The sequence below is a fragment of the Nonomuraea sp. B208 genome (assembly GCF_057536035.1).
Map to the genome: position 1 here is coordinate 125,098 of NZ_BAAJOU010000029.1, position 11,850 is coordinate 136,947.

An 11,850-nucleotide genomic window follows, 5' to 3' on the forward strand; every position below is an offset into this window, starting at 1 on the left:
CTCCCTTACCGGTTGAAGTCTCGTGCGCCCCGGCCCGCCCTGGCGGCCCGCTGGTCTCGTTCCCTGTCGAGCATCTGCGCCTTGAACTCGGTGAAGTTCATCCACCCGTTCCCGTCGAACCACCGGCGCAGCTCCTCGCTGGCGTACTTGCGGGCGCGGTCGCGACGGCCGGAGAACAGCGACTTCTCGTCCACCCCAGCCGCGACCCCGTCCGGGTTGAGCAGGTAGCCCTTCGTGTCGGCCACTGCCTGAAGGTACTGGGAGTGGAGCCACAGGTCGTAGTGCCGCCTGGCCATCTGGTCGCGAGTCTCCCCGGCCATCCGGTCGCCGGCGCGCACGTCGCGCTCCACCTGCTCGTACGACAGGCCGTGCACCTGCGCCCACGCCTCCAGCTCCGGCACCCCCTCAGCGATGAGCTGGTCGACGCGGGCCGAACGCTCCGCGAACGCCCGATCCTCCTCGTCCTGCGCCCGCCGCTCGGCCTCCCACGCCTCCATGGCGGCGCTGATGCGGGCCACGCTGTAGTCGTCGTCCACCTGCCCAAGCAGGCTGACGAGGTCGCCGAGGTCGAGCCGTTCGAGCTCCACCCCGGCGAGCGGATCGTCCTGCCGGTTGTCGAGCCGGTCGAGCGCGGCCATCACCTGGGCGACCTCGTCCGCGTTGCCCCACACCCGGCCGAGGAGGGCCCGAAGCTCGGCTTCGGACAGCTCCGACAGGTTGACGCCAGTCAGCGGAGACCGGCGCGGCCCCTCCGTGCTGGTGCCGAGCAGCGCCAGCGCGCCGAAGGTGAACGCCCGGTGATCGTCGTCGTTGTCCGCGTACGTGGACCCCGCCAGCAGCGTCTCAACGCCGACCGTGAACAGCTCGAACGAGTGATCGTCGTACTCGCGGGTGGTGTAGTCGTCGGCGAACCCGCCATCCCGGTAGCGGATGGTCTCGGCGCCGTTCGGCTTCTCCTGGACCAGGTTGCGCTCCCGCTCGCCCACGCGCCCGGTCGAGGTGCGCTCCCACAGGAACGCCCGCTCGGCCGCGATCAGGCCGGGCACGATCTTCTCCATGTGGTGGCCGAGTTCGTGCACCGATCCGCGGGTGGCGGAGTTGCCGCCCACCATCGGCGACCCGGGCATCTCCTCCTCGACCCATTCGCCGTTGACGGCCACGGTGTGGCGCGGCGCTTCCCACGGCAGCGTGATCCGCGGCTTGTCGCCGAAGATGCCGCGCTGGGCGTAGTTGCCGCGCCCCGGTTCGAGGTTGATCGGACCAGCGTCGCGGGCCAGCGCCAGCCAGTCGGACGGGTAGCCAGCCTCGGCGATCCGCATCGCCTGCAAGTACCGGTCCGAGTCGAGCAGCGACCCCCCGTAGCCGCGGTAGTCGATCCCTTCGCCGCCGAGGTCCCGCACCGTGGAGAGCGCCTCGATCGCGGCCTGGCGGCGGGCCTCCCGGCCTGCGCGCATGTTCGCCATGAGGTCGTCGGTGGCGGCCCGGTAGGCGGCGATGGCGTCGTCGCGCTCCTTCACCTCGGCCGCGTAGGCGTCCTCCCACGCCTTCGCGGCACGCAGCTTCTCCTGATACGACGCGCCCGAGTTGAGCGTCCTCATCGAGGAGTAGCCGAACTGCTTGGCCACCTGAGTGCGGGTGCGATTCTTCGCCTCCATCACGTTCCGGTCGGCGACGTACGCGTTTTCCCGCAGGATGCGGGCCCGCTCCGTCAGTTCTTCGACCTGGGCGTCGGTCCCCTTCGGCTCGGCCGCCGCCAGCCGGGCGCGGTAGATGTCGTCCAGGTCCGCTCCGGCCGCGCGCAGCACGGCCACGTGCCGCATCGCGTGCTCGCCCGGCCCGCCATCGGCGGCGATGTCGTCCACCCACGTCGTGACCGTGTCGGCCGCCGGAACGCGCCCGGCCTCCAGGTCGGCCAGCGTGGTCGGGCGAAACACCGGCCGACGCACCTGCTTGCGACCGATGTTGGCCAGGTCCTCGGGCAGCGCGGCCCGGTAGGCGGCCATCCGGGCGGGCAGATCCGCCTCCTTCACGGCGGGCACGTCCGGTACGGCCGTGTCCGTCGAGCCGTCCAGGTCGGCCTTGGCGAGGGCTTCGCCCGCCCGCGCGAGCGAGTCGGACGGCGGCATGTCCCTGTACTGGATCATGACGCGGCGCAGCGCCTGATCCCACGTCTCGCCCGGCATCGGGTCGATTTCGGCGATGGCCGCCGTCATGTTCGCCGCCGCCCGGTCGCGCACCTCGGCGACCACCGGGCGCAGCGTGCGGACGATCTCGGCGTGCTGCTCCTCCGTGGGCGCTTCCAGCGCGTCGGCCACCTGCTCGGCCAGTCCTTCCGGCTGGCGCCGCCACACCTCCTCAAGGCGGGTGAGCGCCTGCCCGTACACCTCGTCGTCGCCCCGGTCCCGTGCAGGCACCACCGGGGTGTTGTCGAGCTCGCCCAGCAGGGTCGCTGCCACCTGCCGGTACAGGCCGGTCTCCGCGTCCGCGAGTGCCCGCGTGACGGCGCGCTGGCGGGCGGCCTTCTCCTGCGCCTCGATCTGGGCGCGGATGCGCTCCTGCGCCCCGGCGCCGCCCTTCGCGTGCCGGATGATCTCCGTGCCCGCCAGCAGGCCGGCGAAGTCGCCCTCGCCGTCGTAGCCGCGCAGGAGCGCCGTGTTGCCGATCTGCAGCCCGTCGTCGCCGTACACGCCCACGAGCGCCGTGACAACGCCCTCCTGCACGTTGCCCGCGGCGTCGGTGACGGTGATCCGGTCGCCCACCTCGACCTGGGCGGGGCTGATGATGCCGTCGCCGGTGCTGTTGTCGAGCGCCGAGTCCCACGGCTGCGGCTTCGACAGTTCCCCGCGCCACGTGCGCACCACGGAGGGCCCGCCGCGCGAGGTGAGCGTGACCCTCGTCTGGTTGATCGGCAGGTCCTGGTCGTCCACGGTGGCGAGATCCACCTGCCACTCCTCGACGTCCGCGAACGGGCGCGAGGTCTTGCGGATCGCCATCACCCGTCCGATCGGCGAAGTCCCGACCGGGTGGCGGATCGCGTCGCCGACCTCCAGCCGGTCCGGGTGGATGTGCTCCTCCGGGTCGAACTCGTCGTCCGGCGTCGGCGACACGTCCACGTCGGCGGGCAGGTCCGGCATCAGCCACACGTCCACCCCGGCCGCGAGGATGCGCTGCTCGCGGCGGCCGTCGCCGTGCTCCACCGTGGCGGTCACGAACGGCATGCGCGGCGTCGGCTTCACGTCGACCACGCGGACGGGCCGGATGTCGCCGCCCGCGCCGTCCGGGATGGCGATGATGTCGCCGGCGGTCAGGTTCTCCGGGTACGCCTTCTCCGGCGCGTCGCGGTGCGACTCGTGCGGCGGCGCCGGATACCCGGCCAGGCGGGCGTAGGAGGCGTCCACCCAGGAGGCGGCCCGCTCCAGGGACCGCCGCTGTACGGCGGGCCGGTCCTGGGCGGCCAGCGTGCGCAGGTACTGGCCGAGGGCGCGCATCTGCTCGGCGCTGACCGGCTGCGACGCGCGCAGGCGCGCGGCCGCCGTACGCGCCACCTCGGGCGCGTTCACGTCGTCCTCGATCGCCAGGGCGAGCACCCGCTTGCGGATGTCGGACCGGAGCCGGATTCGGGTGGCGGGCGTGCCGTCATCGAGCGCCGTGATCGTGGAGCGAGGCTTGCGCTCGCGCGGCGGGCGCGGCGGGCGCGGCCTCTTCATGCGCAGCCCGCGGCCGCGTGTCACCGTCTCGCCGAAGTCGGCGTCCACCAGGCTGGGCCCGTTGGGGCCGACCACCTCGAACGTGATCCGGTCGCCGTCCCGGTCGATCGTGACGACCTTGGCGGCGGTGCCGTCGTCGTCGATCAGCCACTCGCCGACCACGACGTCGGCGGCCTGCACCTGGTCGATCTCCGGGGCCTTCCGGCCGCCGGACCGCTTGGTGACCTGGGCGCCCTCCTTGCGGGCGCGGATCGTCCGCCGGTCGTCGGCGTCCCGCTCGGTCGTGAAGGTGATGTCGCCCGCGCGGGTGACCTCCTCCACGACGACGGTTTCGTCACCGGCCGGCGTGTCCACCCGGTCGCCCGGCTGCAGGTCCTCGGCGGGTGCGGGCTCGGGGGCGCCGTCGTCGGCGATCCGGTCGGCGTCGGCCTTGGCCTGCTCCCACTCGGCCGCCCGGCGGCGCGCTTCACCCTCGCGGCCGCCCGCCATGCGCAGCCGGTCGCGCAGGGTGGAGCGGAGCGTCTTGAGTTGCGCCTGACGCGCCCAATGCGTCGCGGTCTCCTCGGCCGAGGCGAGCGCCGCGTCCGCGCGCAGCCACGCGTCCTCGATCTCCCGCCGGGACGCGCCGCTGCCCTGGGCGGCGGCGGCCTCGAACGCCTCGACGGCGTCAGCCAGGGCGGTGCCGCCTTCCTCCTCCAGCATCTGGCGGCGCCGCTCGGCCTGCTCGCGCCGGTTCTGCTCGCGGGCCTGCTCGCGGCTGTCGCGCAGCCTGGCGGCCTCGGCGGCCGAGGTGGCCGCCTCGTCCGTGCCGAGACGATCAACGGCGTCTGTGAGCCGTACAAGGCCGGGGTCGGCCACGTGGCGGGGCGGCTGATCGCCTTCGGTCTCCACCACGTCCTGGAGGCGTACGGCGCTGCCAGGCCGGTAGTTGTCGGGGACGGTGCCCTCCCACACCCGCCCACCGGACTGGGCGAGCCGGGTACCGCCGCCACGGGTGCGGACACGGCGCACGCCGTCGCTCGTGCGGACGAACCGGATGCGGTCGCCTGGCCGCAGGGCCTCTGGCTCCACCGCCTCCGTCTCCCGTACGGCGTCGGCCCCGGGCTCCACCACGGGCGCGGGCTCGTCCACGTCGGCCGCCGGAACGTCGGCTGGCTCGTCCACGTCGGCCAGCGGCGGGGGCTCGTCCACGTCGCCGGTGGCCGGGCTCGGCGCGGGATCCGGCGTGGTGTCGGCCGGAACCTCGGCACGGGCCCGCGGCTCCTGGGTGCGCTGCCGCCGCTCGGCAGGCTCCTCCACCGGGGCGGCCTGGTCGTCGTCTCCCACAGGCTCGGGCTCATCAGCAGGGGCCGGACCGGCATCGAAGCTTCCCGCGCGGGAAGTTCCGTTCGGTACGAACTCGTCCGGTTCGTCCGCGTCGGGCAGCACATCGGCGGCCGGGGCCGCGACGTCGGGGGAGTCCGGCACGTCCGGGACGGCGAACCCGTCGTCGTCGGCGTGCACGGTCGGCGTCGGGTCGTCCAGGACCACGTTCAGGTCCGGGTCCGGGTCCGTCACCGGGTCCGGCGTCGGCGCCGGCCGCAGCGAATCGAGCTGCCCCTTCAGCAGCGCCAACTCCTCGGCCGCCGCCTTGTACTGGTCGCTCTCGGTGGTGGCCTTCATCTCGTCCAGGTGCGACTGGACGCGGATGATCTCGCCGAGCAGGCGGGACCGCTCGCGCGCCTCGGCGAGCTGCCCGGCCTTGTTGAACGGCTTGCCGACCGCGCCCCGCATCTTCGCCGCCTGCTCCTGCAGCGTGGTGATGCGCTTCTCCGCGGCCTCGATCTGCGGCTCCAGACCGGCGAGCCGGTTCTCCAGCGCGCGCAGGATGCCGTTGCCGGACCCGTCCGTGAGCTGGTGCCCCCGGTAGGAGGAGACGCCGCCGGAGAAGTCGAACCCGACGTCGATCACCCGGTAGAGCTGGTCACCGTAGTAGCGGCGCGTCTTGGTGGCGTACACGGTGTGGCCGCCGAGTTCGCCGATCGGGACCGGCCGGTCCTCGGCTGCGGGCCCGTCCCGCACGTCGCGGATCGCCTTCAGCAGCGGCTCGTAGATGTCGGGCCGCTTGTCGGTCTCCAGGTCGCCGACCTTCATGACGAAGCGATCGCCGCGCGTGTCCACGCGGGAGGCGATCGCCTCGTGCCACTCGCGGATGTCGGCGGTCAGTTCGCCGATCATCTGGTCGGCGCGGGTGATCTGCTGGGCGAGGTTGCCCTGGTTGCGGTCGTGGGCTCGGTTCAGGCGCTCCAGCCGGTTCAGCTCCGTGTCGGCCTTCGCCTTGTCCATCAGGTACGGGTTGCCGGTCGCCAGGGCTTTGACCTCGGCGAAGGACAGGGCGGCGTCGCCGATGTCCTCGATCTCGCGGACGTCCAGCGACCCCTTCTTCATCTGGGCGATGAACTTCTGCTTTCTTTCGACCGTTTGCCAGCTATATCCATCAAACGTCCCTTCCGTCACATATCGGAGGATTCGGACGTCTTTGTCGTGATGGTCCAGGTTGAAGTTGCCCTGACGCTCCACGCGCCCCTCGCGCTGGGCGAGGTCGGCCGGCCGCCACGGGCAGTCCATATGGTGGAGCGCGACGGCGCGGGCCTGCACGTTGGTGCCGGTGCCCATCTTCTCCGTGGAGCCGAGCAGGACGGCGATCTTGCCGTTGCGGGCGTCCTCGAACAGCTTCGCCTTCTGCGCGTCCGTCGAGGCTTCGTGGATGTAGCGGATCTTCTCGGCCGGGACGCCCCGGGCGACGAGCAGCGCCTTCATCTCGTCGTAGGCGGCCCACGTCGAGGTGTCGCCGTCCCCGGCCGGAGCGTCGCCGGGTTCGTCGGAGACGTCGCCCTTCGGCTCCGGAATCTTGGTGATCTTGTCGCCGCGGCCCGCCTCGATGCTCGCCGTGGCACCGGACGGCCGCTCCAGGTCGATCACGTACACCTGCTCGTCGGTGTCCCACGTGATGCCGGTGATCTTCGCGGGGACGCCGTTGTGGTCGACCCACTGGCCTCTCTTCAGCTTCTCGGCGGCCACCTGCGTCGATCGGGGCTTGCCGGGCTTCTTCTTCGGCGTGCCCTGGTCCATGAACACGATCTGGAGCGCGCCCGCAGTGGGGTGCATCTCCTCGCTGTCCTTGCGGACGGGGTACTGCCAGTCCTTGGAGTGCTCGTAGATTTCGGCGATCTTGCCTGCGGCGACCTCCAGCTTCCCGCCCGCCTGCTCCAGGGTCGGGTCGAGCAGCCGCATGTCCAGCGCGGCCCGCTTGCCGTCGCCGGAGATCTTGAGCATGTTGTCCTCGACGATCCGCACGTCCGGGTCGTCGGGGTCCGGCTCGCCGTACTTGGCGATGTACTCGTCTTCGGGGATGCCGTTGATCCACCGGCGGGGGCTGCTGCGCTTGATGTCCTCGGCGCGGCGGCCCAGGTCGGCGATGTAGTCGAGCTGCTCGGCCGTGGCCGGGACGACGACGGTTTCGCCGCGGTTGCCGTTGGAGTCCTTCCGCACCGGCGGGGTGGGCAGGCCGAGGTCGTCGGCGGTCTTGACGTCGGCGAACACCCGGTAGATGCGCAACAGCTCGGGCACGTTGCGGAACTTCGCGAAGCGGGCCTTCTGCCGGAAGCCGTTGCCGTCCGGGTTGAGCTCGATGTCGGTGATGACGTCGCCGAACGTGGCCGCCCACGTGTCGAAGTCGTCAATCCCGGCCTCTTCGAGCAGGTCCGGGCGCAGGTACCGCATCATCACGTACGCCTCGGTCACCGAGTTGGCGATGTCGGTGCCGGTGGCGAACGTGACGATCCGGCCGGACTCCGACCGGCCGCGCAGGTAGTGGAGCTTCATGTGCAGGTCGCTGGCGCGGCCCGACCCGTCGATCCCTGCGCCCTCGATCCGGGACGGGGTGCGCAGGTTCTTGTACATGTGGGCTTCGTCCACCATCAGGTAGTCGATGCCGGTGTGCTCGAAGTGGATGTTGCCCTCGTCGCGCTTGGCGCCGGCGAGCTTGGCCTTGATCTTCTCCTCGGCCTGAACGAGCTGCCGCATCAGCCGCTTCAGCAGGCGGGAGTCCTCACCGAACGCCTTGGCGCGCTCGACGGCGTCGCGGAGCTTGTTCAGCTCGTCATCCCGGTACGCCTGCTGCACGTCCGGGTGCATGTCGATCTTCTCGAACGCCTTCTGAGTGAGGATGACGGCGTCCCAGTCGCCCGTCGCCGCGCGGGCCACGAACTCGCGCCGCTTGTCCTTCTCCAGGTCCTTCGTCCCCGCCGCCAGGATCTTGGCGTTCGGGTACAGCTCCAGGAACTCGCGGGTGAATTGTTCGAGCATGTGGTTCGGGACCACGATCGCCGGCTTCTTCGCCATGCCGGTGCGGCGCAACTCCATCGCGCCCATCACCATCTCGGCGGTTTTACCGGCGCCGACCTCGTGCGCGAGCAGCGCGGCCGGCTCGTTGACGATGCGGGCGACGGCCGCCTTCTGGTGCTCACGCGGCTTCCACCCGTGCGCGAGGCCGGGCAGGAGCGGGTTCGCCCCGTCGTACGAGCGCAGGACGATGCTGTTGAACCGGTCGTTGTAGACGCGGGCCAGCCGCTCGGCCCGGTCGGCGTCCTCCCACACCCATTCGGAGAAGCGTTCGGCGAGCTCCTGGGCCTTCTGCTGGACCTCGATCGTCCCGCCCGGGTTCGGGACGCTGCCGCCGCCCGGCGTGGAGCTGGTGACCTTGATCGTGGCCTGGCGCAGCAGGGATTCGGCGATCTCGATCGCCGACCACTGCTTGAAGTCCGTGCCGTAGGTGTTGCGGGCCTCGTACCCGTCCTTGTTGCCGTTGACCTCCCACAGCGACCCGCCCGCGTGATTGACGCGCACGCTGGGGTCGTTCAGGACCTCGCGCAGGAACTCCGTGACCGTCGCGGCGTCGATCCACGCCGCGCCGAGCTTGGCGTCGATCTCCCCCGGGGTGAGGTCGCGGGGGAGGACCTCCTCCAACGCCGCGGCGTTGAGCGCGAAACGCGGGTCGTTCGCGGCCGCCTGCCGGGCGGCGGCCAGCTTCTGCCGGACGTTGCCCGACAGGTAGTCGGCCGCTGCCACGTACTGGGCCTGGCCGGGCAGGTAGTACGGCTCGCCCGACTCGGTGTAGAACGGCGGCTGCTCGTAGATGCGGTTGCCCAGACGCTGCCGCGCCGTCTCCTCGTCGACGCCGAGCAGCTTGGCGACCTCGTCCAGGCGCAGTTCGCCGAACCGGTCGATGACGACCGCCAAGGCCTCGCCCGGGTCGTCCGTCGACGTGATCGGCTTCTTCGCGGCGACGACCCGCTGCGACAGGATGTCGGCCTTGCGGGTGTTGCCGGTGTCGGGGTCGTAGTCGTCCAGCGCGAACACCACGGCGCCGGCCGGGTCGGTGCGCATGAACCCGACAGCGGTGGACGCCTTCTCCGACTCGGTGACGCTGCGCCCCTCGCTGTCGGCCTTCTGCTTGGCCTCGGCCGGGGTGAAGCGGCGGTTGGCGCGCTTGGAGATCGCCCCCCACTTGCGGGTGTAGGCGTCGTAGCGGCGGTTCAGCTCGGCGCGCAGCTCGGCCATGCGCGGCGTGTCCGCCTCTGAGGCGTTCTCCTCAGCGAGGAGCGCGCGGGCGACGTCGCGCAGCCCCACGAGCGCGGTGAGCTGTTCGACCTGGGAGGGGTGGACGTTGGCCGGATTGGCGACGCCCTTCTGCACCTGGGAGAACGAGCCGTCGTCGTTCAGGTGCAGCGCCCCGTCGTGCCCTTCGTGGCGGGAGGCGAGCTGTAGCCGCTCCACCGGGGCGGCGGACTGCTCGAACGTGTCGCCGCGCTGCTGGGCGTCGGCCACGATCCGGTCGAGCGCCTCCCGCATCGCCGGGGCGGCGTCACGCTCGCCCTTCACCACGATGTCGTGGTCGGTGAACTGCCCGCGCCCGGTGGTCAGCTCACCGAGGATGTTCTCCGGGTGCTGCTGGAAGTAGCTGTTGATCGGGTGCTGACTGCCGTTGACGTCGGTCAACGGGGCGTTGATCCAGGAGGTGTCCCCGGCCGGTTCGCCCTCCTCCCGCTTGCGGAAGATGAGCAGGTCGGTGACGACGTCCGTGCCCGCGGCCCTGCGGTGGGCGCCGGACGGGAGCCGCACCGCGCCGACCAGGTCACCCATGCGGGCCATCTCGCGCCGCGCCGAGGAGTCCTCGGAGTCCATGGTGTAGCGCGAGGTGATGACGGCGACCAGGCCGCCGGGCCGGGTCAGGCCGAGGCTCTTGAGGATGAAGTGGTTGTGGATGGAGTGCTTCTTGCCGGGGTTGTACTCCTGGTCCACGAGCCAGTAGTCGCCGAACGGCACGTTGCCCACCACGGCGTCGAATGAGCCGGCGGGGGCGCGGGTGTCGGCGAAGCTCTCGTTGCGGACGACGGCGTCCGGGTACAGCGCTTGGGAGATGCCCGCCGTGGTGGGGTCGAGCTCCACGCCGGTCATGTGGGCGCCCTCGGGGGCGAGCCCGATGAACGTGCCTGAGCCGGAGCCGGGTTCGAGGACGTTGCCACCGTTGAACCCGAGCGCCCGCACCGCGTCCCACACCTCGGAGACGATCGCGGCGTCGGTGTAGTGGGCGTTGAGCGTGTTGACCTCGGCGTTGCGCCACTCGGCGTCGCTCAGCATCCCCCGCAGCTCAGCGCGCTCGGGCGCGAACGACTGCCACCGCTTCAGGGCGCGGTCGAACTTGGCCGGGTCGGGATTGCCGTCGTCGTCGCGGAACCGCTTCTCCTGCGGAAGCGGCTCCGACTCCAGGACGATCGGCAGCGAACCCCAGCCCGACCAGCGGGCCAGGATCCGCCGCTCCTCCTCCGTCGCCGGACGGTTCTCGGCCTGGAACTGCCGGAGGGTGCGGACGGCGGCGATGTTCGCGCGGGCTTTCGCCTTCTCACCCGCCGGGGCCAGATCGTCCTGGGACGCCGGCCGGAAGCTGCCGGAGGCTACGCCGGCGGCAGTTCCTCGTTCTCCCTGCCGGGCTCGGGCGTCAGGTACACCTCTTCCTGCAGCACCATCCCCCAGGCCGTCGTCTCGGCGTTCCGCTGCCTGCCCAGACGATCCTCGAAGCTCTCGCCCTCGGGCGCTCTCCCGGCCAGGTCCTCGGCCCGCTCGTCCACCAGGTCCTCCACCCGGTGCGCCAGCGTCAGGAAGTGCTCGTCCGGATTCTCCAGGTCGGCGTACGCCTTCGGCAGGTACGTCTCCCAGTACCGGCGAGCGAGGCTCACCAGCTCGTCCGTCGTCATCGCCATCGGTTCCTCCCTCGGCCGGGCTCTCTCCGGTCGGCGCTGGCCCGGTCTTGGGGGCGCCCATTGTAGAACTTAAAGTAGCAGGATCATCACGATTCGTGTCAACCTGTGCGGGTTCATCCCGCCCACGCTCCCGCTCAGCCTGCCGCCGCCCCTGCTCGTCGGTCACCTTCGTCAGGACCCGCTGAGCGACGCCGTCACCCGCCCCGTTGTTCCGCGCCCGCCACGCCCATTCGTCCAGCTCGTCATCACTGAGCCTGGCCACGTCGAGCGTGCCCGGGTCGGGCAGCTCGTTGTGGGCTTGCGTCCACTCGTGCCGGGCGCCCCTGACGGCGCGGCTCGTCCTCGTGATCTCCTCCTGCGCGATGTCCCGCCTCGGCATGTGGCGGTCCAGCCCTCGCAGGGCGGCGTTCAGCTCCCGCTCGTAGTCGAGTGACGTACGCTCGACGGCCCGGTAGTCGTCGCCGCCGAGGGCCTCGATCAGGCGCCCGCGCGCCGTCGCGAGACGCTGCTCCACCTCGCGCGGCACCAGGCCCGGCCGGAGCGACAGCTCGCGCTCCAGCCGCCGCCCCGCATCCGGCGCGGCGCTGCCGTCGTCGGCGGGCACCGGCTCCCAGCCGCGCAGCACGGTCAGCTTGGCGTTCCACGAACGGGTCTCCGACCCGCGCCGCCCGTCCTTCCCCACGTACGAGATGCGAGCCCGAGCCCGCGGGCCCGTCCCCACCTTCTCCGGCACGCCGAGGAGGATCACCTCGCGCCCGCCGCGCCCGCCCGGGTTCGGCAAGAACACCCGGTCACCCCGGTCCAAGTCCTTCAGCAGCGGCGTGTACTCGTCGGTGTCCGGC

At 71.6% G+C, this 11,850-nt stretch carries 3 protein-coding genes; 1 reads left to right on the forward strand and 2 read right to left on the reverse strand.

The window, feature by feature from the left end; translation table 11 throughout:
* Positions 1-5 precede the first annotated feature (5 nt).
* Both AC27IY_RS41605 and AC27IY_RS41610 read right to left on the reverse strand, forming a co-directional pair.
* Positions 6-10,388 carry a helicase-related protein gene (locus tag AC27IY_RS41605; protein WP_487181384.1) on the reverse strand — a complete coding sequence of 3,461 codons (10,383 nt, stop codon included), beginning with the start codon at positions 10,386-10,388 and terminating at the stop codon, positions 6-8.
* Positions 10,389-10,702: 314 nt separating this feature from the next.
* Positions 10,703-11,008, reverse strand: coding sequence for a hypothetical protein (locus AC27IY_RS41610; protein WP_487181386.1), 306 nt, complete (start codon positions 11,006-11,008; stop codon positions 10,703-10,705).
* A gap of 632 nt (positions 11,009-11,640) precedes the next feature.
* Between AC27IY_RS41610 and AC27IY_RS41615 the strand changes: the two genes are divergently transcribed.
* A partial coding sequence (locus tag AC27IY_RS41615; RefSeq protein ID WP_487181387.1) for a hypothetical protein occupies positions 11,641-11,850 on the forward strand: 210 nt, incomplete at its 3' end.

What these genes read in the sequence shown, in the direction of transcription:
- AC27IY_RS41610 (WP_487181386.1), bottom strand. Translation starts at nt 11,008, where the DNA reads ATGGCGATGACGACGGACGAGCTGGTGAGCCTCGCTCGCCGGTACTGG.
- AC27IY_RS41605 (WP_487181384.1), bottom strand. Translation starts at nt 10,388, where the DNA reads ATGCTGAGCGACGCCGAGTGGCGCAACGCCGAGGTCAACACGCTCAAC.